The sequence below is a fragment of the Bradyrhizobium sp. HKCCYLS3077 genome, assembly GCF_051167555.1.
Taxonomy (GTDB): domain Bacteria; phylum Pseudomonadota; class Alphaproteobacteria; order Rhizobiales; family Xanthobacteraceae; genus Bradyrhizobium.
Map to the genome: position 1 here is coordinate 320853 of NZ_JBNPTH010000001.1, position 24698 is coordinate 345550.

At 66.0% G+C, this 24698-nt stretch carries 21 protein-coding genes; 16 read left to right on the forward strand and 5 right to left on the reverse strand.

All coding sequences use genetic code 11. The features are described from left to right. Nucleotides 1-297: 297 nt before the first annotated feature. The 4 genes from ACQR0Z_RS01490 (at nucleotide 298) to ACQR0Z_RS01505 (ending at nucleotide 5782) form a co-directional block, all read left to right on the forward strand. Nucleotides 298-786, forward strand: coding sequence for a (2Fe-2S)-binding protein (locus ACQR0Z_RS01490; RefSeq protein WP_006610320.1), 489 nt, complete (start codon nucleotides 298-300; stop codon nucleotides 784-786). Further along, nucleotides 783-3077, forward strand: a complete 2295-nt coding sequence (locus ACQR0Z_RS01495) for a molybdopterin cofactor-binding domain-containing protein (RefSeq protein ID WP_434917446.1) — start codon at nucleotides 783-785, stop codon at nucleotides 3075-3077. Before ACQR0Z_RS01490 ends, ACQR0Z_RS01495 begins: the two co-directional genes overlap by 4 nt. Nucleotides 3078-3287: 210 nt before the next feature. Next, a complete protein-coding gene (locus tag ACQR0Z_RS01500; protein WP_434858129.1) occupies nucleotides 3288-4397 on the forward strand; it encodes an HD-GYP domain-containing protein in 1110 nt (369 codons plus the stop codon). Nucleotides 4398-4480: 83 nt separating this feature from the next. After that, nucleotides 4481-5782, forward strand: a complete 1302-nt coding sequence (locus tag ACQR0Z_RS01505; RefSeq protein WP_434876253.1) for a cytochrome P450 — start codon at nucleotides 4481-4483, stop codon at nucleotides 5780-5782. Nucleotides 5783-5809: 27 nt separating this feature from the next. On the opposite strand, the gene ACQR0Z_RS01510 is transcribed toward ACQR0Z_RS01505, so the two are convergent. Next, nucleotides 5810-7384, reverse strand: coding sequence for an AMP-binding protein (locus ACQR0Z_RS01510; RefSeq protein WP_434876252.1), 1575 nt, complete (start codon nucleotides 7382-7384; stop codon nucleotides 5810-5812). Between the two features lie 154 nt (nucleotides 7385-7538). Here ACQR0Z_RS01510 and ACQR0Z_RS01515 point away from each other — a divergent pair, with 154 nt between their 5' ends. Both ACQR0Z_RS01515 and ACQR0Z_RS01520 read left to right on the forward strand, forming a co-directional pair. Next, nucleotides 7539-8363: an RnfABCDGE type electron transport complex subunit D gene (locus ACQR0Z_RS01515; protein ID WP_434917447.1), complete on the forward strand. Its 825-nt coding sequence runs from the start codon at nucleotides 7539-7541 to the stop codon at nucleotides 8361-8363. Further along, on the forward strand, nucleotides 8360-9691 hold the full coding sequence (locus ACQR0Z_RS01520) for a DUF2330 domain-containing protein (RefSeq protein ID WP_434917448.1): 1332 nt from the start codon (nucleotides 8360-8362) through the stop codon (nucleotides 9689-9691). Before ACQR0Z_RS01515 ends, ACQR0Z_RS01520 begins: the two co-directional genes overlap by 4 nt. Before the next feature lie 7 nt (nucleotides 9692-9698). On the opposite strand, the gene ACQR0Z_RS01525 is transcribed toward ACQR0Z_RS01520, so the two are convergent. Continuing rightward, nucleotides 9699-10109 (reverse strand): VOC family protein, encoded by a 411-nt coding sequence (locus tag ACQR0Z_RS01525; RefSeq protein WP_434858134.1) that lies wholly within the window; start codon nucleotides 10107-10109, stop codon nucleotides 9699-9701. Nucleotides 10110-10217: 108 nt separating this feature from the next. Here ACQR0Z_RS01525 and ACQR0Z_RS01530 point away from each other — a divergent pair, with 108 nt between their 5' ends. The 6 genes from ACQR0Z_RS01530 to ACQR0Z_RS01555 all read left to right on the forward strand — a co-directional run bounded on the left by ACQR0Z_RS01530 (nucleotide 10218) and on the right by ACQR0Z_RS01555 (nucleotide 15570). After that, entirely contained in the window at nucleotides 10218-11192 is a 975-nt protein-coding gene (locus ACQR0Z_RS01530) for a Bug family tripartite tricarboxylate transporter substrate binding protein (RefSeq protein ID WP_434858135.1), read from the forward strand. A 137-nt stretch (nucleotides 11193-11329) separates the two neighbouring features. Beyond that, a complete protein-coding gene (locus ACQR0Z_RS01535) occupies nucleotides 11330-11629 on the forward strand; it encodes a DUF3551 domain-containing protein (protein ID WP_434858136.1) in 300 nt (99 codons plus the stop codon). A gap of 136 nt (nucleotides 11630-11765) precedes the next feature. Then, nucleotides 11766-12383: a hypothetical protein gene (locus ACQR0Z_RS01540; RefSeq protein ID WP_434858137.1), complete on the forward strand. Its 618-nt coding sequence runs from the start codon at nucleotides 11766-11768 to the stop codon at nucleotides 12381-12383. Next, a complete protein-coding gene (locus ACQR0Z_RS01545; RefSeq protein WP_434858138.1) occupies nucleotides 12370-12750 on the forward strand; it encodes a winged helix-turn-helix domain-containing protein in 381 nt (126 codons plus the stop codon). Before ACQR0Z_RS01540 ends, ACQR0Z_RS01545 begins: the two co-directional genes overlap by 14 nt. A gap of 36 nt (nucleotides 12751-12786) precedes the next feature. Further along, entirely contained in the window at nucleotides 12787-13530 is a 744-nt protein-coding gene (locus ACQR0Z_RS01550; RefSeq protein WP_434876250.1) for a di-trans,poly-cis-decaprenylcistransferase, read from the forward strand. 93 nt (nucleotides 13531-13623) lie between these two features. After that, nucleotides 13624-15570: a tetratricopeptide repeat protein gene (locus ACQR0Z_RS01555; RefSeq protein ID WP_434917449.1), complete on the forward strand. Its 1947-nt coding sequence runs from the start codon at nucleotides 13624-13626 to the stop codon at nucleotides 15568-15570. A 6-nt stretch (nucleotides 15571-15576) separates the two neighbouring features. On the opposite strand, the gene ACQR0Z_RS01560 is transcribed toward ACQR0Z_RS01555, so the two are convergent. Continuing rightward, nucleotides 15577-16752 (reverse strand): helix-turn-helix transcriptional regulator, encoded by a 1176-nt coding sequence (locus ACQR0Z_RS01560; RefSeq protein ID WP_434917450.1) that lies wholly within the window; start codon nucleotides 16750-16752, stop codon nucleotides 15577-15579. Between the two features lie 122 nt (nucleotides 16753-16874). Continuing rightward, nucleotides 16875-17297: a GFA family protein gene (locus ACQR0Z_RS01565; RefSeq protein WP_434917451.1), complete on the reverse strand. Its 423-nt coding sequence runs from the start codon at nucleotides 17295-17297 to the stop codon at nucleotides 16875-16877. Nucleotides 17298-17533: 236 nt separating this feature from the next. Between ACQR0Z_RS01565 and ACQR0Z_RS01570 the strand changes: the two genes are divergently transcribed. The 4 genes from ACQR0Z_RS01570 to ACQR0Z_RS01585 all read left to right on the forward strand — a co-directional run bounded on the left by ACQR0Z_RS01570 (nucleotide 17534) and on the right by ACQR0Z_RS01585 (nucleotide 23628). Continuing rightward, on the forward strand, nucleotides 17534-18541 hold the full coding sequence (locus tag ACQR0Z_RS01570; RefSeq protein WP_434917452.1) for an AraC family transcriptional regulator: 1008 nt from the start codon (nucleotides 17534-17536) through the stop codon (nucleotides 18539-18541). A 114-nt stretch (nucleotides 18542-18655) separates the two neighbouring features. Further along, nucleotides 18656-19756: an HlyD family secretion protein gene (locus ACQR0Z_RS01575; RefSeq protein ID WP_434917453.1), complete on the forward strand. Its 1101-nt coding sequence runs from the start codon at nucleotides 18656-18658 to the stop codon at nucleotides 19754-19756. Continuing rightward, nucleotides 19753-22500: a ribosome-associated ATPase/putative transporter RbbA gene (gene rbbA / locus ACQR0Z_RS01580; protein ID WP_434917454.1), complete on the forward strand. Its 2748-nt coding sequence runs from the start codon at nucleotides 19753-19755 to the stop codon at nucleotides 22498-22500. The genes ACQR0Z_RS01575 and rbbA overlap by 4 nt, the downstream gene beginning before the upstream one ends. Nucleotides 22501-22503: 3 nt before the next feature. Continuing rightward, a complete protein-coding gene (locus ACQR0Z_RS01585) occupies nucleotides 22504-23628 on the forward strand; it encodes an ABC transporter permease (RefSeq protein ID WP_434917455.1) in 1125 nt (374 codons plus the stop codon). Between the two features lie 57 nt (nucleotides 23629-23685). Here the strand turns inward: ACQR0Z_RS01585 and ACQR0Z_RS01590 are convergent, their stop codons facing one another. After that, a complete protein-coding gene (locus ACQR0Z_RS01590; protein WP_434917456.1) occupies nucleotides 23686-24507 on the reverse strand; it encodes an outer membrane protein in 822 nt (273 codons plus the stop codon). Nucleotides 24508-24698: the final 191 nt, after the last annotated feature.

Here is a 24698-nt window from a genome sequence, read left to right on the forward strand (position 1 = left end):
GAGCATCGCGGCGGCAGCGTGCCGATTGGCGTAAGCCTGTAATCTCATGAGCTGACGTCTCCTCGCGTGCCGTCGACTGCCGCCTTCTTAGCCGATGCGGCGCTGCAATCCCACAGCTTCTGCGCCGCACAACGAGAATTGCCGGTTCTTTCGCAAGCGCTGTTCCAAATTTCGTTGCGTCGTTCCGGCAACGCGATCATTCTTTCGGCTGGCTGGCATCGATCCGGTGGGTGCTGGCGTCGCATAAACCGAACTTCGCCGTAAGCGAAGTCGCACGCCGGGCGGGGAAGAAACCAAATGCCTAATCTCACCATCAACGGGCGGACCATGTCCGTCGACGCGGCGAACGATACGCCGCTGCTATGGGTCATCCGCGAGCAGTTGCAGATGACCGGCACCAAGTTCGGCTGCGGCGCAGGGCTGTGCGGGGCCTGCACCGTGCATGTCAATGGCGAGGCCGTGCGCTCGTGCCAGACCATGGTCGGCGACGTCAAGGACAAGAAGATCACCACCATCGAGGGCCTGTCGCAGAAGGGCGATCATCCGCTGCAGAAGGCATGGATCGCCGAGCAGGTGCCGCAATGCGGCTACTGCCAGTCCGGCCAGATCATGCAGGCGGCCTCGCTGCTCGCGAAGACCACGAGCCCGACCAAGGAGGAGATCACGGCGCATATGGATGGCAATCTCTGCCGCTGCATGACCTATTCGCGAATCCAGAAGGCGATCCAGCGCGCGGCATCGGAGATGCGCACCGCGTCGAACACCAGCGACCGGAGGGCGACATGAACCAGCACGTGAAAGCAGCGCCCGCCATGACCCCGAATATGGCCACAGATCTCAGCCGCCGTTCCTTCCTGGTCGGCACCGCCGCCACCGGCCTCGTGCTCGGCTATGCCGGTCTCGCCGATTCCGCGCTCGCGGCGACGGCGCCCTCGGCCTTCGAGCCCAGCGTCTGGTACTCCATCGCGCCCGATGGCCTGGTCACCGTGACCTGCGGCAAGGCCGACATGGGCCAGCACATCGCCTCCACCATGGCGCAGATCGTCTGCGAGGAGCTCGGCGCCGCCTGGAAGGACATGCGCGTCCAGCTCGCCTCCAACGATCCGAAGTTCAACGATCCCGTGCTCGGCGCCCAGATCACCGGCGGCAGCTGGAGCACGATGATGAACTTCGACGCCATGAGCCGCGCCGGCGCCGCCGGGCGTATCGCGCTGACTGAGGCTGCCGCCACAGCGATGGGCGTGCCGGCCAAGGAGCTCACGGTGCGCGACGGCGTCGTGATGCATCCGAAGTCGAAGAAGCAGATGAGCTATGCCGAGATCGTCAAGAGCGGCAAGATCACCAAGAGCTTCACGCCGGACGAGCTGAAGGCGATCACGCTGAAGACGCCGGATCAGTACACCATGATCGGCGTCTCGGTGCCGCAGCTCGACATCCCCGCCAAGACCAACGGCACGGCGAAATACGGCATCGATACGATGCTGCCGGGCATGGTCTACGGCAAGGTGGTGACGCCGCCGGTGCGCTTCGGCGCCACGGTGAAGTCGGTCGACGATAGCGAGGCCAAGAAGGTCCCCGGCTTCATCAAGGCGGTGACGCTCGACGACAAGACCGGCTCGACGTCGGGCTGGGTGGTGGCCGTGGCCAACACCTATGCCAATGCGAGGAAGGCGGCGGACGCGCTCAAGATCAGCTACGACAAGGGCCCGTACGCGAATGTCAGCACTGACCAGATCATCACCGAGGCGATGCGGCTGCAGGCGCAGGAGGACTCCGGCCAGTTCTTCGTCAAGGACGGCGATGCCAATGCGGCGCTCGCCGGCGCGGTGAAGGTGCTGGAGGCGGAGTACACCACCAGCATCAACATCCACGCGCCGCTGGAGCCGATGAACGCGACCGCCGAGTTCAAGGGCGACATCCTGCACATCTATTCCGGCAATCAGTTCGCGACGCGTTCCGGCGCAATCGCGGCCGGAGCCGCCGGGATCGATCCGAAATATGTCGTGATGCACCAGGCCTGGCTCGGCGGCGGCTTCGGCCGCAGGCTCGACGCCGACATGATGGTGCCGGCGGTGCAGGCGGCGAAGGCCGTCGGCAAGCCGGTCAAGGTGATCTATTCCCGCGAGAACGACATGACGATGGACTACTCGCGGCCGCTCACCTACCAGAAGGTGAAGGCGGGGATCGACGCCAGCGGCAAGCTGATTGCGCTGAGCCATGACGTCGTCTCGGCGTGGCCGACGGCGCGCTGGGGCATCCCGGACTTCCTGACGCCCTCGGTCGACAAGAAGGGCCCGCTCGACTCGTTCACGGTCAACGGCGCCGACTTCTTCTACACCGTCCCCAACCACCATGTGCGCGCGATCAAGAACGAGCTCGCGCACAATGCGACGCCGTCCGGGCAGCTCCGCTCGGTGGCGCCGGGTTGGACGTTCTGGGCGGTCGAGAGCATGATCGACGAGATCGCCGCCGCCTCTGGCCAGGACCCGGCGCAGTTCCGAATCGCGCTGCTCGACGGCAAGGGCAAGAACGATGGCGGCGCGCAGCGGCTGCGCAACACGCTGCTCGCGGCGATGGGCCTGTCCGGCTACGGCGCGAAGAAGCTGCCGAAGGGTGAGGGCATGGGCGTGGCCTGCGTGTCGTCGCAGGAGCGCGCGACCGCGAGCTGGACGGCCTGCGTCGCCCATGTCGCGGTGGCTGAGAGCGGCGAGGTCACGGTGAAGAAGCTCACCGTGGCGACGGATGTCGGTACGCAGGTGCATCCCGACAACATCCGCGCCCAGGTCGAGGGTGCGGCGCTGTGGGGCCTGTCGCTGGCGATGTACGAGAAGGCGACCTTGAAGGATGGCGGCATCGAGCAGACCAACTTCGACAGCTACACGCCGCTGCGCATGAGCCAGGTGCCGGAGGTCGCAATCGTCGTCATCGCCAATGGCGAGAAGGCGACCGGCGTCGGCGAGCCCGCGGTGACCGTGGTCGCGCCGGCGCTCGGCAACGCCATCTACAACGCCTGCGGCGCTCGGCTGCGCGCGCTGCCGATGACCGCAGCGGCGGTGAAGGCGGCGATGAAGGCGTAGCCGTACCGCCGGGCCCACAACGACAGGAAACCGCCGGAGATGCTCTCCGGCGGTTTTCATTTGGTCGGGATCGTGCCCGGGGAACATCCAATTTGAATGATTGCCTCAACCCTTTGCTCACCCGAACGCAGACAGCTTGAGCGATCCGATTAAGCCGCGTCGAACCCGTATCCCGGTAACCTGCTTCGGCAGCAAACCGTAGGGGCACGTATGAGCGCGACAGCCAAGCAGACCGCGACCCAGACCGCGACCAGGCGCCATCTCCTGCTCGCGTCCGATCGCGGTGATCAGAGCAGCGAGCTCGCGCGCATCCTGCGCTCGGTCGGCGACGTCGACCTGATGCCGACCACCGAGATCCCGGAAAATCCAGGCAACCGCTTCTCGGGCGTCATCGTCGACATCAATCTGCGTTCGCCCGAAAGCGTGCAGCGTGTGCGCAAGAAGCTGTCGTCGCGGGCCTATAGCGAGGTTCCGCGGCTGTTCGTGCTGGCCGAGGCGCTGCACCACGCCACCATGCAGGCCTGGGCGCTCGGCGCCACCGACACCATCGCGCGCCCGTTCAGCCCCGCCGACGTGCTGCAGCGGGTCCGCTCGGCGCTGCCGGCGGATGACGGTTATGACGAGACCGATCGCGGCAAGCTGCTGAACCGCGGCGTCGAGGCGGCGCAGGCCGTGATGGCCAAGATCTTCGAAAAGCTGCCGGCCGGCGTGGCGCTGACCATGGCGGACATCGTCGCCGCCGAGAACAAGATCCTCAAGGCGATCAAACATTCGTCGTTGCGCGAATGGATGACCGTGGTCGGCTGCCACCACAACGATACATATCGGCATTGCCTGTTCGTCACCGGCTTTGCCGTCGGCTTCTCGATCCATCTCGGGATGCGCGAGGACGACCAGCGCCGGCTGGTTCGGGCGGCGCTGCTGCACGACGTCGGCAAGGCCTTCATTCCGGTCGCCATCCTCGACAAGCAGGGCAAGCTCACGGCCGAGGAGATCGGCATCCTGCGCCAGCATCCGCGCCTGGGCTATGAGGCGCTGTGGCGCCAGGGCGGCTTTCCGTCGGAGATGCTGGACGTGATCCTGCATCACCACGAATTCCTGGACGGCTCCGGCTACCCCGATGCGCTGCATAACGAGCAGATCAGCGACATCGTGCGTCTCATCACCATCGTCGACATCTATGCCGCGCTGATCGAGAACCGGGCCTATCGGCCGGCCTTCACCCATGCGCGCGCATTCCAGATCATGGAGAACATGGGGCCCAAGCTCGATCAGCAATTGCTGCAGGCGTTCCGCCCCGTGGCCATGGGCGCGCACTGACCGGGTAGCCGCTGGACGCAAGTGTGCCGCAATCGCGGTCAACTAGTCTTCCCGCCAATCAATGAGATCGCGGGAGGACTGGCATGGGCGCAGCGGCACTGGCCGACGAGGTCATTCCCGACCACATCGCGGCGACCCTGGTCGACCCGGCCTGCTATGCCGACCACCGCATCCATGAGTCCTACCGCTGGCTGCGCGCCAACAACCCGCTCGGCCGCGCCGAGCTCGATGCGTTCGATCCGTTCTGGGTGGTGACCCGGCACGCCGACATCCTCACCATCAGCCGCCAGAACGATCTGTTCCACAACGCCGACCGCGCCACCACCCTGACCAACAAGGGCGTGCTGGAGCGCGTGCACAAGATCACCGGCCAGCCCAATCTCGTTCGCTCGCTGGTGCAGATGGATGCGCCGGATCATCCGAAATATCGCGCATTGACGCAGGGCTGGTTCATGCCCGCCAACATTGCCAAATTCGAACCGCGGATTCGCGAGATCGCGCGCGCCACCGTCGGTCGCATGGCGGCCAGGGCCGCGGCCCATGGCGGCGTCTGCGATTTCGTCGCCGATGTCGCACTCGGCTATCCCCTGCACGTCATCATGGAGATCCTTGGCGTGCCGGAAGAGGACGAGCCGCGCATGCTCAAGCTGACACAGGAGCTGTTTGGTCCGCAGGACCCGGACACGGCGCGGGTGCGCGAGGCGCTCTCGGCCGAGGTGTTCGCCGCGATGCTGCAGGCGGTCGTGGCCGATTTCGCGGCCTATTTCGAGCGCATCACTGCGGATCGCCGTGCGCATCCGCGCGACGATCTCGCCACTGTCATCGCCAACGCCAGGATCAACGGCGAGGACATGCCACTGCATGACCGCACCAGCTACTACATGATCGTCGCCACCGCCGGTCACGACACGACGTCGTCATCGACGGCCGGCGCGATCTGGGCGTTGGCGGAAGACCCGGAGCAGTTCGCGCGCGTGAAGGCCGATCCTGCGCTGATCCCCGGTCTCGTCGACGAGGCGATCCGCTGGATGACGCCGGTCAAGCATTTCATGCGCAGCGCCACCGCCGACACCGAGCTCGGCGGCCGCAGGATCGCGAAGGGCGACTGGCTGATGCTGTGCTACGCCTCGGGCAACCGCGACGAGGCGGTGTTCGCGCAGCCCGACAGCTTCCGCTGCGATCGCAAGCCGAACCGGCATGTCGCGTTCGGCTATGGCGCGCATCTCTGCCTCGGACAGCATCTCGCCAAGCTCGAGATGCGCATCCTGTTCGAGGAGCTGCTGCCGCGGCTGACGTCGCTGTCGCTCGCCGGACCGGTGAAGATGACGCAGGCGACCTTCGTGAACGGACCGAAGACGCTGCCGATCCGGGTCACGATGGACTGAGCCGCAGCGGCGGTCCGCGGCGCGGCCTCAATCGAGCAGCTTGCGCAGCTCGGCCTTGGCGACCTTCTCCAGGGTCGAGCGCGGCATCTCGTCGACCAGCCTGACTTCGCGCGGCACCTTGAAGTCCGCGAGGCCCGCGCGGCAGGCGGCGAGCACCCTGTCGGCCAGATCGTCGCGCCTGGCGCTGTCGTGCGGGATCACGAACGCGACCGGCACCTCGTCGAGCATCGGATGCTTCTTGGCGACCACCGCCGTCTCTCGCACGCCCGGCACGGTGACGATCACCTGCTCGATCTCGGACGCCGCGACGTTCTCGCCGCCGACCTTGAGCATGTCCTTGGTGCGGTCGCCGAACTTGATGAAGCCGTTCGGCAGCCGCGTGACCCGGTCGCCGGTCAGGAAGAAGCCCTCGGCATCATAGCTCGTGCGCGTCGCCTCCTCGTTGTAGAGATATTCTGCAAACAGCGACAGGCCGCGCACGCCCTTGATGGCGAGATTGCCGGTGCCGCCGACCTCGGTTGGCCGGCCGTCATCATCGGTGATGCGGATAGCGTATTCGGTCGCGGCGCGGCCGATCGACATCGGCGTGTTCGGCTGATCGATCTCGCCGATGATGCCGTGGGTGATGGTCTCGGTCATGCCCCACCAGCCGATGATCTTGATGCCGAACTTGGAGAAGATGGTCGGATCGGACACGGACGTGCCCCAGAGGCGGAACTTGTGATCCTTCGGCACCTCCTGGTCGAGCAGCGCCTTCAGGCAGAACGGAATGGTCGAGGTCCAGGTGCAGCCGTGCTGCATCGCCACCGGCCAGAACCGGCTGGCCGAGAAACGCGGCTGGATCACGCAGCTGGCGCCAACCCACAGCGTCGCCAGCATCGAATAGGCCAGGGCATTGGTGTGGAACAGCGGCAGATAGGTCTGGTGCACGTCGTTCTGATGCAGGTCCTCGTGCACGGCATTGACCTTGGCGCCCCAGAGCGCATTGGCGTGTGTCCACAGCACCGCCTTCGGCCGTGATGTCGTCCCCGACGTGTACTGCACGCTGCACGGTGCGAGAGGATCGACCGGCCGACGCGGCCGGTCGGCGCTGTCGGCGAACAGCGCTTCGAAGCGCTCGCCTCGCTCGACGGCCGGGGCGGTGGGCTGACCCGGATCATGCGAGATCACCGCCATCCAGCGGATGTCGGGGCAGTGTGCCGCGATCATCTCCGCATAAGCGGGCTGTGTGATCGCCGCCACCGCGCGGCAATGTCCGGCGAAGTAGTTCATTTCGGCCGCTGCCGAGCGGGTGTTGGTGGTGACCGCCAGCGCGCCGAGTTCGACGCAGGCAAACCAGGCGAGCATGGCCTCGATGCAATTGTCGAGATGGATCAGCACGGCATCGCCGGGCCCGATGCCGCGCTTGACGAGCCCGGCGGCTAGCGCGCCGACGCGATCATGAAATTCGCCATAGGTCCATTTGCGCGCCGGCGCGTCGAAGGGCGCCCAGATCAGGAACGGATGATCGCGCCGGGTCTCGCTGCGCAGCCTCAACAGCCATGGCACGTCCATGCCGTCGAAGGGCGTCACGGTGCCGAGCGCAATCCTTGGTTCGTTCATCTTCGTTCCCATCGTCTCGTCGGCGGCCTGTCTGCTGCCGCTTCGTGCTTGTCCTGATCTTCTGCCACCTGCCGGCGGCGCAATCAAATCCGGATTGAACCCGCTATCCTTTCGAAGCGACCAATGGCGCGGCGAAACGCGCCCGGAGGTTTGCATGCTGGACCTGCCACGACCATGGCGGTTGCCCGACGCCCGCTATTTCCAGATCGCGGCATTGGCCACGCTGCTCGCGATCAATTTCGCGGTCATTGATTTCGGCGCCCGGCCTGCCGCGAGCGTGATCGCGGTCACGACCGCGCTGCTCACGCAGATCGTCTGCTGCCGCCTGTCCGCCACACCGATCGATCTCCGATCGCCGTTGATCACGGGCCTGTCACTCAGCCTGCTGCTGCGCGCGGATGCGCTGTGGCTGCATGCGGCGGCGGCGTTGATCGCGATCGGTTCGAAATTCGTGCTGCGGATCGACGGCAAGCACGTGTTCAATCCCGCGGGGCTGGCCATCGTGGTCCTGCTGTTCACCTCCAAGGGCGTGTGGATCTCGCCCGGCCAGTGGGGCACCGAGATCTGGTTCGCAAGCCTTGCCGGCTTCTTCGCGATCCTGGTGTTGAGCGCGTCCCGTCGGGCCGACATCGCCGTCTACTTTTTCGCCAGCCACGCCGCGCTGCTGCTGCTGCGCGCCGCCTGGCTCGGCGATCCCCTGGCGATCCCGCTTCATCAGCTCCAGAGCGGCTCGCTGCTGATCTTCACCTTCTTCATGATCTCCGACCCGCGCACGACGCCGGATTCGCGCGCCGGCCGGCTGCTGTTCGCGCTGACCGTGGCGGTCGCGGCGCATTACCTCGCGTTCTTCTGGCAGATGCGGCCGGCGCTCTACGTCGCGCTGATCGCGCTGTCGCCGCTCACGCTGCTGCTCGACCGTCTCATCCCGGCTGCACGTTTTTCCTGGCGCTGTCCCGTTCCCCATGGAGTTTCGACATGACCTTGCGCTTTCGCAAACTCGTCCGAACCAGCGTGGCTGCGACCGCGATCCTGGCAAACGCGGCGATCACGCCGGCCAACGCCTTCTGCGGCTTCTACGTCGCCCAGGCCGACGCCAAGCTGTTCAACCAGTCCTCGAAGGTCGTGCTGTCCCGCGACGGCGAGCAGACCGCGATCACCATGGCCAGTGACTTCGAGGGCGACGTGAAGGAGTTCGCCGTCGTCGTTCCCGTGCCGACCTTCATCGAGCGCAAGCAGATCGGCGTGGTCGAGCCGAAGACGATCGAGCATCTCGACAAATACACCGCGCCGCGGCTGGTGGAGTATCACGACGAAGATCCGTGTCGTCCGCGCATCGCGTTCTCCCGCAGCGGGATTCCGTATCCGGCGGCGGTCGGCGTGGTGCAGGAACGCGCTAGCCGCTCCTACGGCGTCACCATCGAAGCCAGCTACGATGTCGCCGAATATGACGTGCTGATCCTGTCGGCGCAGGAGAGCGACGGGCTGACGCGCTGGCTGACCGACAACCAGTATCGGATTCCGCAAGGCGCCGAGGCCGTGCTCGGCAGCTATATCAAGCAGGGCATGCGGTTCTTCGTCGCCAAGGTCAATGTCGATCGCATGAAGAACCTGGGTACCGGCAATCTGCGGCCACTGCAGGTGCGCTACCAGAGCCCCAAATTCATGGTGCCGCTGCGGCTCGGCACGGTGAACGCCAAGGGACCGCAGGACCTCATCATCTACGCGCTCACCAAGAACGGCCGCGTCGAGGCGGCGAACTACCGGACGGTGAAGATCCCGTCGGACATCGACGTCCCGCTGTATCTGAAGAACGAGTTCGGTCCGTTCTACAAGGCGCTGTTCGAGCGGGCTGTCGCGCGGGAAAACATGCAGGCGGTGTTCGTCGAATATGCCTGGGACATGGGTTGGTGCGATCCCTGCGCCGCCGATCCGATGAGCAACAAGGAGCTGGTCGAACTCGGCGCGCGCTGGATCGGCAGTGATGACGACGCGCCGTTCAGCGCTCGACGCAATGTCGCTCCCGGATCGAATGCTTATGTCACCCGGCTGCATGTCCGCTACGACGCGAAATCCTTCCCTGAGGACATCGTGTTCACGGAGACCAAGGACCGCAGCAACTTCCAGGGCCGCTATATCCAGCACCACCCCTGGCGTGGGGAGGCTACTTGCGCGGCGGCGAAAACATATAAAGAGGAACTTCCGGCGCGCTTCGCCAAGCAAGCGACAGATGTCGCGCAACTGACCGGCTGGTTGCAAAGCGACATCGTCGCCAAGATGGAGAAGAGCGGCGAGACGGCGATCAAGTAACCTCGTCTCAGTCCTGATATGACGAGATCTCGATGAGGTTGCCGTCGGGATCCCGGCAATACACCGAGCGCAGGGTGCCGCGGGCGCCCTGCTTGGCGACCGGCCCCTCTTCGATGGCGACGCCGAGCGCCTGCAGGTGCGCGACGACCTCGTCCGGCGTGCCGCCGGTCAGGAAGCACAGATCGTCGCTGCCGGCCATTACGTGATCGGCGGTGAACCAGTCGATCTTGTCCGCGTCCTTCGGTCGCACATTGATCTTCTGGTTCCCGAACTTCAGCGATGTGCGCCTCACCTTGCCCTGGCCGGGATCGAAGCTCTCGACCTTCATGCCAAGGACGGCCTGGTACCAGGCCGTCGTGCGGTCCACATCGGCGACATTGATCACGAGATGATCGAGTGCATCGACCTTGACCGGCATGAGACTTCTCCTGGCAGGACATCGACCTCGCCGACAACGCGGCGGTCTGTTACAATCTCGACTGGCGGCTCGTTAACCACCGCTCAATGATAATACCCGAGGAAACGCATGATTTCACGCCGTACCGCGCTAGGTCTGATCGCCTCCGCCGTTCCGTCCATCGCTGCCATTGGCAAGGCCTCCGCGGCCGACTATCCGGCCCGCCCAGTTCGCTTCGTGGTGGGATATCCGCCCGGCGGCGCCACCGACATCCTGGCCCGCTTGATCGGCCAGCGTCTGTCCGAGACGCTCGGTCAGCAGTTCATCGTCGAGAACAAGCCGGGCGCTGGCAACAATATCGGCACCGAGTCGGTGGTGAACGCGACGGCGGATGGATACACCCTGCTGCTGGTCAATCCGGCGAACTACATCAATGCGAGCCTCTATCCCAATCTGAAGTTCAACTTCGTGCGCGACATCGCCCCGGTGGCCTCGTTCAACCGCGTGCCGAACGTCATGACCGTGAACGGCGATATCAAGGCCAAGACCGTGGCCGAGTTCATCGCCTATCTGAAGGAGAACCCGGGCAAGGTGAACATGGCGTCCTCGGGCAACGGAACGTCGGTGCATCTGTCCGGCGAGATGTTCATGGCGATGACCGGCACCAAGATGCAGCATGTGCCCTATCGTGGCGCCGCGCCCGCGATCACCGACATGCTCGGCGGCCAGGTTCAGGTGATCTTCGACAACATGCCCTCGATCATTCAGCACATCCGCTCCGGCTCGCTGCGCGCGCTCGGCGTCACCACCCAGGAGCGCTCGCCGCAACTCCCCGACATCCAGGCGATCGCGGAGACCGTGCCGGGCTACGAGGCGAGCGCGCTGTTCGGCATGGGCGCACCGAAGAACACGCCGAAGGAGATCGTCGAGAAGCTCAACAAGCAGGTCAATGCGGTGCTCACGGAGCCGGACATCAAGAAGCGACTCGTCGATCTCGGTGGTGAACCGCTGGTCCAATCGCCGGAGCAGTTCGGTGCGCAGGTCGCGGCCGAGACGGAGAAGTGGAAGAAGGTGGTCGATTTCGCCGGGTTGAAGCTGGATTGAGGCGGCGCGGCCGCGGGATCGGTGACGTGCCCCGCCTGCGACACGTCATCGCCTTGCTCGGTGATCCAATCCGCCAATCCGTCGTTTTTTAACCATGCCAGTGTGATGCAATCTTCGCGGCAGAAGAGGAACAGATCATGCGCAAGGTTATGATGATGGCGGCCGGCCTCGTCGGCGTTGCACTCGTCAGCGGCGGCGCGGCCACGCCAGCCGCGGCCGGGGGGATCGACTATCCCTGGTGCGTGCAGGGCAGGGGCGTGGGTTACCCCGGCGATTGCTCCTACCAGACCTTCGAGCAGTGCCGGGCCAGTGCATCCGGGCGCAACGCCGGTTGCGGCATCAATCCGCGCGTGGCGTTCGAGAGCGCGCATCGCGGCCCCTCGGTCTACGTGGATATGCCCCCGCCGCGTCGCGTCCACCGCTACTCCTACTATTGATCTCGGCCAGCGCGCCCTGATGAAGGCTCCGGCCCCGTTGTCGGGGCCACCGGCCGGTGCGGGCTTGCGTCAACTTTGCGATCGTGTATGCTTTGCATCGCAAAGTGAAGCGGCCCTCCTGGGCTTCAGGTGAGACATGCGCGACCTCGACAAGGCGCTGGCGGACATCATCGCGATCCGCAGCCAGCTTGCGGCAGGCACGGCCTTTCGCGGCTATGGGCCGGCGACGATGGCCGTCACGTCGGCGGTTGCGCTCGTCACTGCGTCGCTGCAGCAGGTTTTCCTGCGCGATCCCACCGAGGATGCGCCGGCGTTCCTGCTCGGCTGGGCGGTGGCCGCGTTGGTGTCGCTGACGATGATCGGGATCGAGATGCGGGCGCGGTCGCGCCGGCACCACTCCGGCTTGGCGGACGCGATGATCCACCAGGCGGTCGAGCAGTTCCTGCCGGCCGGAATCGCGGGCGTGCTGCTCGCGGTTCTCATGTGGAAGTTCGCGCCGGAGGCGCTCTGGATGTTGCCGGGACTCTGGCAGATCCTGACCTCGCTCGGCGTGTTCGCGTCGGTTCGCTCGTTGCCGCGCACGGTCGCGCTGGCCGGTGCGTTCTATTTCCTGGCGGGGTTCGCGGTGCTGCTGGTGGGCAGCGCGAGCCATGCCTTGTCGCCCTGGACCATGGGCCTGCCATTCGCGATCGGCCAGGCCCTGATGGCGGGCATTCTGCATTTTGCGACCGGAGAGTCCGATGTCGAAGACTGACGGCAGCGCGCCGTTCTCCTATGACGGCCTGGACCGCGTCATTCACGAGAAGGCCAGGCTTGGCCTGCTGACCTCGCTGATGGCGCATCCCAAGGGCCTTGCCTTTGCCGACCTCAAGCAACTGTGCGGATTGACCGACGGCAACCTGTCGCGTCACCTGCAGGTGCTCCAGGAGGCGGGCCTCGTGGAGGTCACCAAGGGATATGAGGGCAATCGCCCGCATACCTCCTGCCGGCTGACCAAGGCGGGGCGTCGCCGCTTTCTCGACTATCTCGCAGTGCTCGAGCGCCTCGTCCGCGATGCCGCGGCGGCTGCGGGCAGGGAGAATCCGCCCGCGACGGTCGGCCTCGTCACCGGTCGCGCCTGAACCTTCCATCGCATTTTTTTGACCTGGAGCTTTGCAATGCAAAGTAGTCTGCAACCGAAATCGCCTGCTGTGATGGATGGCCTGCACGTCGGCATCATCATGGATGGCAATGGCCGCTGGGCCACACGCCAAGGCCTGTCGCGGCTGCGCGGCCACGAGGCGGGCGTCGAGGCGATCCGCCGCGTCGTCGAAGCCGCGCCGGATCAGGGCGTCGCGACGCTGACGCTCTATGCTTTTTCAAGCGATAATTGGCGCCGCCCGCGCGCCGAGGTTTCCGCCTTGATGGCGCTGCTGCGGGTGTATCTCGCCAGCGAGGTCGAGGCGCTGGTGCGCAACGGCGTCCGCCTCACCGTCATCGGCCGCCGCGACCGGCTGCCGGGCGGCATCGCCGATGCGATCGGCCGGGCCGAAGCGGCCACCCGCAACGGCCGGACCCTGCATCTGCGCATCGCGGTCGACTATTCGGCGCGCGATGCGATCCTCCAGGCCGCGGCCAAGGCCGGTGGCGTCGATGGCCTGACGCGCGAGGCCTTCTCCGATCTCGTCACCGGCGAAGCCGGCTTGCGCGATGTCGACCTGATCATCCGCACCTCCGGCGAACAGCGCCTGTCGGACTTCCTGCTTTGGGAAGGCGCCTATGCCGAGTTGCACTTCACCGAGCGCATGTGGCCCGATTTCGATGCGGCGGATCTGGCGGCGGCGCTCGCCTCGTTCCGCGGCCGCGAGCGCCGCTTCGGCGGCCTGGATGCCGTCCCGCTTGCGCCGGTGCCGGTCTCCTGAGCGTCTATCCCGCGCGGGTTGGGGAGTTAGCACAATCTTTCCGCGCACCCGGGAATCATCTACCGCTCGACCGACGAGCGCAGAGATCCCGTGATGAAGCACAAGCCGCGCCGGCACTCCGGCAAATCCCCGGTCAAACCCGGATCGTCGGGGCTCGGGGGGACGCCCGAAGCGCTGTGCCAGGCAGCGCTGAGGCTGTTGCGCACGGGCCAGCTCAACGAGGCTGAGGATGCCTGTCGTCGCGCGCTGACGCTGGATGCAGCGTCGATCGACGCGCTGCGCGCGATGGGCCAGGTCTGCCTCGCGTTGAAGCGCGCCGATGATGCGATCGAGTGGTTCGCGCGCGCGATCCGCCAGGACATCTCCGCGCCGGAGTCCTTCATCGGTCTTGCACAGGCATTGCGGCTGGCCGGCCGGCTCGACGAGGCCATCAAGGCCTATGATCGCACGCTGCAGCTGCAGCCGGAGTCCGTGGACAGCTGGGACGCGCTCGGTGAGCTGCTGCAGGCGAGGGAACGGCATGCCGAGGCGGCGCTGGCCTGCGACCGCCTGCTGCAGCTCGCGCCCGATCGCGTCGCGACTTGGCTTCGTCTCGGCGACGTGCTGGAGGCGCAAGGGCGGCGCGACGAGGCCGCGCTCGCCTTTGAACAGGCGCTGAAGCTGCAGCCTGATCATGTCGACGCCGCCAACCGAGCCGGCGCGATTCATTTCGACGCCGGTCGCTATCCCGAAGCGCTCGCGAATTTCGATCAGTCCTTGCAGCGCCAGCCCGACCAGGCTGGCGTGCTCTGCCTCAAAGGCATCTCGCTGCGGCGCCTCCGCCGCTACGAGGAGGCGCAGGTCTTTGGCCAGCGCGCGCAGGCGTTGTCGCCGCACGATCCCGACTTCGCCAACAGCTATGGCTGCATCCTGCAGAACCTCGGTCGCCACGACGAGGCGATCGCGATGTTCGATCGCGCCATCGCGATCCGGCCGCAGACCGCGGACTTCTACAATCATCGCGCGACGTCGCTGGCCGAGCTGCATCGCCTCGAGGAGGCGTTCGCGAGCTTCGATCGCGCCATCGCGCTGCGGCCCGACTTCGCCGACGCGCATTGGAATGCGGCGCTGTTCCGGCTGCTGACGGGCGACTTCGCCCGCGGCTGGGCCGGACGCGAATGGGGCCGCAAGTGCCGCGCCGTCGGCTTCGTCGAGCGCAATTTCGATGCGCCGATGTGGCTGGCTGATGTGCCGCTGGCCGGCAAGACGATCCTGCTGCACAGCGACGAGGGATTCGGCGACAGCATCCAGTTCGCTCGCTACGCCACGCTGGTCGCCGCTGAAGGCGCGCGCGTGGTGCTCGAGGTCGACGCCGCCCTGCAACCTCTCCTCGCGGGACTGGAGGGCGTGGCGCAATGTCTCGCCCGCGGCAAGGACGCACCGCCCGCGGTCGACTATCACTGTCCGCTGTCGAGCCTTCCGCTCGCCTTCGCCACCGGCCTCGACACCATTCCGGCCATGCCGAGTTATCTGCCGCGACCAGCTGACGCGCGCCGCGCGACCTGGGAGCAGCGGCTCGGCCCGCGTGACCGCTTGCGCGTCGGTCTGGTGTGGTCGGGCAATCCCGCCCATCTCAACGATCACAACCGATCGCTGCCGCTCGTCATGCTCGCGCCGCTGCGCGAGACCGGGGCGCAATTCGTCAGCCTGCAGAAGGAACCGCGAGCCGCCGACAAGATCGAGCTCGCCGCGCGCGACGACATCATCGATCTGACCTCCGACATCAGTGACTTCGTCGACACCGCGGCGCTGATCGATGCGCTGGATCTCGTCATCACCGTGGACACCAGCGTCGCACATCTGGCCGGCGCGATGGGGAAGCCGACCTGGATCATGCTGCCCTACACACCGGACTATCGCTGGCTGCTCGATCGCGACGACAGTCCCTGGTATCCGTCCGTCCGCCTGTTCCGCCAGGATGCCAGACGCGACTACGTGGATGTCGTCACCCGCGTCCGCAACGCGCTCACCCGGCTCATGGCCGGCGCCGCACGGCCGTAGGCCGCTTCAGTTCATCCGAAGCCCGATCGAGATCTCCTGCACGCGTCGGGTCAGCTCGGCGACGCCGCGCCATCCCGTCTTCTCGCGCGTGCGCTTCAGATGCGTATAGACCGTGGTGACCTTGACGCCGCGATGCGCCGCATATTCGACGGCCGTCATGCCGCCGCTCAGGGCGCAGGCGAGCTGGGCCTCCGCCCGCGTCAGTCCATGCAGCTCCTGCAGCAGCCGTGCCGCTGCGCGATCCGACATCGGATCGCGCACCAGCATGATCGCGGCCGCGTCGGGAAGGTCTGAGCGCAAGCGGATTTGCGGCAGCGCGCGTAGTGAAATCGTGCAGGGCGGCAGGCCGTCGGTGCGAGGCGCCAGGAAGTCGATCGCCGTCTCCTCGCCGGCAAGGTTTCCGGTCCCGGCGACCGCGCCAAGAGCGCGGACGAATTGGCGGCTGACATCGCCGGAGCGGAAGTGAATGCCGCGCTGATCGATCCGAAACAGGCCGCCTACGGTCGCCATCGCCTGCAGGCTCGGATTGAGATAGACGACCTGGCCCCTGGCGCCCAGTAGCGCGACGCCGTCGGTTAGAAGGTCGAGCGCTCGCGTGTCGAACTCGCCTGACGCGCCGCCAAAACGCTGTCGCCAGTCATAGGCGCGCTGCAGATGCGGTGTCAGGCGCCGCAGCTGCGCGATCTCGGCCGAGCCGACGTGACCTTGTCGTGCCGCGCGCTGCAAGGTGAGGGCGACGAAATGCCGAGGCGTGTGCTCGATCACCGCGGAGAGGAAGTAGCGGAGCCCGGCCCGCGGCAGGAACTCCGCGTAGAACGGGTCCCGGCTCATCGCGCGTTCGTCCATGACCTGATAGTCCCAGCACAGCTCGCCTCGGCGCTGACGCGCCGCGACCGCCAGGCGGGGATTGCGTGGCGCGAAATGAGCCAGATAGTCGTCGCCCTCGGCCGAGGCGACGCCGCTGCTATGAAAGACCAGCGGGCGCGACGTGGTCGTGTCGATCACTTCCAATGTGGCGCCCTCGGCGCCAATCAGTGTCCGGATCGAGCCGAGCGCGTCGGTGATGCCATCAGGGTCCGCAAAGCCCTGATAGATGGCGTCCAGCGCCTGCGCGTAGAGCTCGCTCGTCACGGTCACCTCGCTGCAATGGCCCGGGCCGGTCGCGCGGGTCTGCAATGTCAACCCTGACGCGTGGATGATAGTCCCTTGTGAGTCGCCATGCGCCGCGACAGGTTCACCGGTTCCGACCGGCCGAGGCCGAGAGCCTGGAGGCGACGAGTCCTCCAGGCTCGCTGCGTGCCGGGCTATTCGGGGATAGTGTCGCCCGAGCCGCCGAACTCGCGCGGAAAATCCTTCAGCTTCGGCAGGCCGTCGCGCATCGGCAGCACCGTTTCCGCATAGTTGACGTGGACCGCGGGCTGGAACGCAAGCTCGGGCAGGGTCGCCGCGAACACGTCGATCAGCCCGAGCGGCGGGTGGTTGGTCATCAGATGCCCGCCGCATTTCGTGCAGTATTGCCGCTGGCTCAGCGCCGTCTTCTGAAACATCGCCACGTGCTCCGCGCCCGATGTGATCCTGACCGCATCCGGCTTCCAGAGACTGAAGGCATTGACCGGGCCGCCCGACCACGACCGGCAGGAGCGGCAGTGGCAATAGCCCATGGCCTCCGGCGCCCCGGTCACCTCGATTTCGACGGCTCCGCAAAAACATCGTCCAGACAGTGTCATCCTCGTCCTCATTGGTTGTGAGAGGGACGGACGGCAACATTCCCATGCGCGTGAGTCTTGGCGTTGGACGACGAATGCCGAGGCTGCGGCGATCAGAGGTGATCCGGTTCACATTCGGATCGCGCATGCGAGCCCGCGTCCCCTGATCAGAGGACGCCTGCCGCAAGCAGATGACGGTATCGAACCGTCGGAGCGAACCATTCTCGGTCGCAATCGGATCAGTCGCGGGTGATTGCATGTCGGGTCTCAATTCTCAGATCGTCGAGTTTTCAACCGACCGGATCGCGGAGCACGAACGGGCTGCGTTCTGGCGCGAGCATTACGGCCAAGTGATGCTGCGGGTGGACTTCGAGCCCGCGCCGGACGTCGCCTTCAAGGCGCATAATCGCGCGCTGGCGCTGCCCGGATTGCAGCTGTTCGATGCCTGGGCGACGCCAGCGCGGATCTCGCGATCGCGCCGCCATCTGACCGACGGCGCCGACACCGTGCTCCTCGCCATCAATCGCGAGGGGACCGCATTCGTGGAGGCCGCGCATCAGACCCAGGAGCTGCGCGAGGGCGATGCGGTGATCCTGAGCGGTGCCGAGCCGTGCGCGTTCCATCGCGCGAGCAACGGCCGGTCGTTGACCCTGCGTGTGCCGCGTGTGATGATCGAAGCGGCCGATCTCAGCATCGAGGATGCGGTGATGCGGCCGATTCCCGCAGGTCACGGCGCGCTGCAACTGCTCGATCACTATGCGGGCTGGCTCATGAGCAGCGGCGGTGCCATCGATGCGCAGCTCTTGAACCTGTCGGTGCGTCACGTCCAGGATCTGCTGGCGCTCGCGATCGGTCCGTCCGTCGACATGGCCGAGACGATGCGCGCGCGCGGATTGCGCGCCGCCCGGCTCAAGCTCGCCAAATCGTTTCTGGTCGCCAACAGCCGGCGTCGCGACGTGTCCGTATCGACGCTTGCGGCGAAGTTGAACGTCACGCCCCGCTATGTGCAGCGTCTGTTCGAGATCGACGGCACGACCTTCTCCGCATTCCTCGCCGGTGTGCGCCTCGCGAACGCCCATCGCATGCTGTGCGATCCTGCCCACGGCCAGCTCGGGATCGCCAGCATCGCCTATGATGTCGGCTTCGGGGATCTCTCGCACTTCAACCGCTCGTTCCGCCGCCAATATGGGCTGACGCCGCGCGAAGTCCGTGGCGATCGTGGCCAGAGCCAGGATGTCCGGCTCGCTGGCGTAACCCAAACGTGATCGCCGTCCACGCCACCTGGTGGCTGAACGCTGCGCGCCGTTGAGCTGAGTCAACGGTTTTCGGGAGCCGTATGGCAAAGCAAGCGCCTGCGTCAGCGACGAAGGCGTCTTGGAATGGATCAGCAGGAAACTGAGCGCGTCAACGATACCAGGCTTGTGCCACAGCCGCGCACTGAGGCCGCAACGGTGGTGCCGCATCCCGCCATGCCCGTTCCCGTGGCGCATCAGCCGCAACGGAAGCGGGTGATGTGGCCGCTGGTGCTGCTGCTCGCTGTTCTCGGCGCGGCGGGCGGCGGCGGTTACGTGTGGTGGCAGCAGCTTCACCCGCCGCTGCCGCTCGGCATCAGCGTCAGCAATGGTCGTATCGAGGCGGACGAGATCGATATCGCCACCAAATATGCCGGTCGCGTCGCCGAACTGCGCGCCGATATCGGCGATCTCGTCGAGGCCGGCCAGATCGTGGCGCGCATGGACACCAAGGAGCTGCAGCAGTCGCTGTCGAAGGCAGAGGCCCAGGCCGAACAGGCCCAGCATGTGGTCGATCAGGCGCACGCCAATCTGGCGCAGCTGCAATCGCAGAAGACGCTGGCCGAACAGGAGATGGAGCGCACGCGGAGCCTGCTGCAAAGTGGCTGGACGACGCGTGAGCTCGCCGACCAGCGCCAGCAGGCGCTCGACGCCGCGACCGCCGGCCTGACTGGCGCCCAAGCAAAGATATCGGAAGCGCAGCGCTCGCTGGAAGCGGTCCGGCACGACGTCGCGCTGTACATGGTCCAGATCGCCGACAATTCGCTGATCGCGCCGAAGCCGGGCCGCATCCAGTATCGGCTCGCCAATGTCGGCGAGGTGCTGGGCGCCGGCGGCAAGGTCTTCACCATGCTCGACACCGGCTATGTCTACATGGACGTGTTCCTGCAGACCGAGGAGGTCGGCAAGGTCAAGATCGGCAGCGACGCGCGGATCGTGCTCGACGCCTATCCGGATCGGCCGATCCCGGCGAAGGTCTCGTTCGTCGCCAGCCAGGCGCAGTTCACGCCGAAGACGGTGGAGACCCGCAGCGAGCGTGACAAGCTGATGTTCCGCATTCGCGTGCGCGTCGACCAGGACAGGCTCGCCGCGCATGCCGACGCCGTGCGCAGCGGTCTGCCGGGCGTGGCGTATGTCCGCTGGAATCCCGACACCGCCTGGCCCGCACGGCTGCAAGCTGCGCCATGAGCACATCAGCGCCTCCCGTCGCGGTGGTGAGGCAACTGTCCCAGCGCTATCGCGACATCACCGCGCTCGACGACGTCTCGCTCGAGATCCCCGGCGGCTGCGTCGTCGGCCTGATCGGTCCCGATGGCGTCGGAAAATCGTCGCTGCTGTCGATCCTGGCCGGCGCCCGCGCGATCCAGTCGGGCGATGCCGTCGTGCTCGGCGCCGACATGGCTGACCGGCGCGCGCGCGAGCAGGTCTGCCCGCGGATCGCCTACATGCCGCAGGGTCTCGGCAAGAATCTCTATCCCGATCTCAGCGTGCGCGAGAACATCGTGTTCTTCGCCCGGCTGTTCGGCCAATCCCGTGCAGAACGCGACTGGCGCATCGCCGAACTGTTGGAGGCGACGGCCTTGGCTGACTTCGCCGACCGGCCGGCGAAAAAATTGTCCGGCGGCATGAAGCAGAAGCTCGGCCTGTGCTGCTCGCTGATCCACGATCCCGACTTCCTGATCCTGGACGAGCCGACCACCGGCGTCGATCCGCTGTCGCGGCGGCAGTTCTGGGACCTGATCGACCGGCTCAGGGCGCGCAGCGCCAACCGCATGAGCGTCATCGTCGCCACCGCCTACATGGAGGAGGCCGAGCGCTTCGACTGGCTGATCGCGATGAACGATGGCCGCGTGCTCGCGACCGGCGCGCCGGACGAGCTGAAGGCGCAGACCGGCGCGGCGACGATTGAGGATGCGTTCGTCGCGCTGCTGCCCGATGGCGCCGCACGGGACGAGGCGGCCATGCCGCCGAAGGCCGAACTCGACGGCAGCCACGAGACCGTCATTGTAGCGCGCGACCTGACTTGCCGCTTCGGCGATTTCACCGCCGTCGACGGCGTCAATTTCGCGATTCGCAAGGGCGAGATCTTCGGCTTCGTCGGCTCGAACGGCTGCGGCAAGACCACGACGATGAAGATGCTCACCGGGCTCTTGCCGCCGACCGCGGGCGAGGCGCTGATCTTCGGCCGCTCGATGGAGGCCGGCAACCATGAATCGCGCAGCCGGGTCGGCTACATGTCGCAGGCGTTCTCGCTGTATGGCGAGCTCACGGTGCGGCAGAACCTCGTGCTGCATGCCCGTCTGTTTCACCTGCCCGGCGCCACCGCCGACAAGCGGATCGCCGAGCTCATCGATCGCTGTGATCTCGCCGACCATGTCGACGGTCTCGCCGCTGATCTGCCGCTCGGCATTCGGCAGCGGCTGTCGCTCGCGGTGGCGATCGTCCACAAGCCCGACCTGCTGATCCTGGACGAACCAACCTCGGGGGTCGATCCCGTGGCGCGCAACCAGTTCTGGCGGCTGCTGATCGAATTGTCGCGGCAGGACGAGATGACCATCTTCGTCTCCACGCATTTCATGAACGAGGCCGCGCGCTGCGACCGGCTGTCGCTGATGCATGAGGGGCGCGTGCTCGCCACCGACACGCCGGACGGGCTGATCGCGGCCAAGGGAGCGCAGACGCTCGAACAGGCCTTCATCGCCTTCCTCGAGCAGGACGCCGGCGTCGCCGATCCGCCGGTCACTCTCACCCAGGCGAGCCCCGATCAGCCGCATGCAACGCCAGCGCAGGGCGACCAGCGCCAGCCCGCCTTCAGCTCGCGGCGGCTGCTCGCCTATACGATCCGCGAGGGCCTGGAGCTGATCCGCGATCCGATCCGGCTGATGTTCGCGCTGTTCGGCACTGCGTTCCTGATGATCGTGATCGGCTTCGGCATCTCCACCGACGTCAACAACCTCACCTTCGCCGCGCTCGACCGCGACCAGTCGCCGGAGAGCCGCGCCTATCTCGCCGAGCTCCGCGGCTCGCGCTACTTCGTCGAGCGGCCGCCGCTCGCCGATTATGCCGAGCTGGAGCGGCGCATGAAGAGCGGCGACATCAAGGCCTCGATCGAGATCCCGCCGAATTTTGGCGTCGATCTCAAGCGGGGACGGCCGGTGTTCGTCTCTGCCTGGATCGACGGCGCAATGCCGTTCCGCGCCGAGACCATCCGCGGCTATCTCGAAGGCACGCATCAGCTCTATCTGTCCGATCCCGCGGTGAAGACCACGCAGCCGCTGCCCGCCGCGCCGGTCAATGTCGAGATCCGCTTCAAGTACAATCAGGCGTTCGACAGCATCTATGCGATGGCGCCGAGCACCATCGCGCTGCTGCTGGCGCTGTTCCCGGCGATCCTGATGGCGTTGGCGGTGGTGCGCGAAAAGGAGCTCGGCTCGATCACAAATCTCTACGTCACACCGGTGACGCGGCTGGAATTCCTGATCGGCAAGCAGCTGCCCTACGTCGGCGTCGCGCTGGCGAATTTCGTGCTGATGTTCGTGATGGCGCTGGTGCTGTTCCGCGTGCCGCTCAAGGGTGCGTTCCTGCCGCTGCTCGCCGGCACCTTCGTCTATGTGTTCACGACGACCGGCTTCGGCATGCTGATCTCGACCTTCTGCCGCACCCAGATCGCGGCGCTGTTCGGCACCGCGATCCTGACCGTGCTGCCGGCGACACAGTTCTCCGGTATGCTGGTCCCGGTCTCCTCGCTGTCCGGCGCCGCGCGGCTGATCGGCATGGGCTTTCCGATGACCTACTACCGCCCGATCACGGTCGGCACCTTCACCAAGGGATTGGGCTTTGCCGATGTCGGCATGGACATCCTGGCGCTGCTGGTCTTCATTCCCGCGCTGACCGCGGTCAGCCTCCTGATGCTGCCGAAGCAGGAGCGCTGAGCCATGCTGCGCTCGCTGTCCAACATCTTCTGGCTCGGCACCAAGGAGCTGCGCAGCCTGTTCGGCGATGTCGTGCTGATCGGGCTCGTGATCTATTCGTTCACGGTCGCCGTCATCAGCCAGGCGCAGAGCAGCTCGCAGGAGCTGCACCGCGCCTCGATCGCGGTGGTCGACGAGGACCATTCCGAGCTGTCTCGCCGCATCACCAAGGCGTTCCTGCCGCCATATTACCAGACGCCGGTGCACATCCGTCAGGACCAGATCGAGCCGCTGATGAACAGCGGCCGCTTCACCTTCGTGCTCGACATCCCGCCGAACTTCCAGCGCGATGTTCTCGCCGGCCGCAAGCCGTCGGTTCAGGTCAATGTCGATGCGACCGCGATGATCCAGGCCGGCATCGGCTCCGGTTACGCGCTCGAGATCATCGATACCGAGGTCGCCTGGTTCGTCGCCCGCTCCGAGACGCCGTCGCTGGCTCCGGTGAATCTGGTGACGCGGATCGCGTTCAATCCCAATGTGACCACGGCATGGTTCGAGGGCGTGATGGGCATCATCAACAGCGTGACCATGCTGGCGATCATCCTGGCCGGCGCGGCGCTGGTGCGCGAGCGCGAGCACGGCACCATGGATCATCTGCTGGTGATGCCGCTGTCGCCGTTCGAGATTGCGATGTCGAAAATCTGGGCCAATGCGCTGGTGATCGCGGTGGCGGTTGCCGTGGCCCTGTATCTCGTCGTCAGATGGTATCTGCAGGTGCCGATCATGGGCTCGATCCCGCTGTTCCTCGGCGGCACCGTGCTTTATTTGTTCTTCGCCACTTCGGTCGGGCTGTTCCTCGGCACGATCGCGCGGTCGATGCCGCAGCTCGGGCTGCTCTACATTCTCGTCGCGGTGCCGATCAACATGCTGTCCGGCGGGATGACGCCGGTGGAGAGCCAGCCGGTCTGGCTGTCGACGATCATGAAGGCCTCGCCCTCGACGCACTTCGTCTCGTTCGCGCAGTCGATCCTCTATCGCGGCGCGGGCCTCGATGTCGTCTGGCCGCAATTCGTCGCCGTGGCCGTCACGGCCGCGCTGGTGCTGTGGCTGACCTTGCGCCGCTTCCGGACCGCCATCGCGGCGGCCTGAGGCTCAACAAAAAAGCCTCGGCGGAGCCGAGGCTTTTGCGAATCGTTGCGGTCGCGATCAGTAGCGCGCGACGACCGGGGTGCCGAACTTGTAGTTCACGCCGACCCGGACGGTGTGGAACGAGAAATCCTGCGACAGATTTTCCCGGTAGTTGAAGCCGGGAGGAGCAAACGTGCTGCCGGGGGAATAGGTCGAGGCGTAGCTGATGTTGCCGAGGTCGGTGTAGAGGTACTCGGCCTTCACCGTCCAGTTCGGGGCGAACGCATGCTCGACGCCGGCGCCGACCGTCCAGCCGGCCTTCGTCACGTTGGCAGACGCGGTCTTGGCGTAGCCGTTGCCCGAGGTCAGATCCCAGCTGCCCTTGACGTTGCCGACGGCGAGACCGCCCGTGACATAGAATAGCGTGGTGTCGACGGCGACACCCGCGCGGCCGCGCAGGGTCATGAACCAGTCGGTGCGGATGGTCTCGTTGAACGTGCGCGTCGTCGGCGGATTCGGGCCCGTGACGATCAGGCGCTTGTTGATGTCCGATCCGTTGATGTCGGCCTCGATGCCGAACACACCCGGGCCGCTCTGCCAATTGTAGCCCGCCTGCAAGCCGCCGACGATGCCGGCGGGATTGAGCCGGTTGTTGCTGAGGGCGACGAACGTATTCTGGAAGGCGACGCCTTCGGCCGCCCAGCTGCTGGTCTGATCGAGGGTCGTGCCGAGATTCGAGCGGCCCCAGCCATAGCCGACGTTGCCGCCGAAGTAGCCGCCGGTCCAATTGTAGATCGCGGCCGGAGGCGGAGCCTTGGTGTAGCGTGCCGGAAGGTCTGCGGCGAAAGCGCCGAACGAGGTCGCGAGGAGCAGGGCGGTTGCGGAGACGAGCGTCTTCATCGGTCACAATCCTCAAATCAAATGAGCAACGTTCGGACACACTCATCTCACAATCCGATTTGTTGTGCTGTAGTCCAACTACAACACTCGCCGTCGTAAGTATCTGTGATGTCGTCACAATTCTCCGTTGTGCCGTTAACCCTAAGTCGTTGTAAACCCGACTCCTAATGGGCACAGCGGTTCAGTGATAC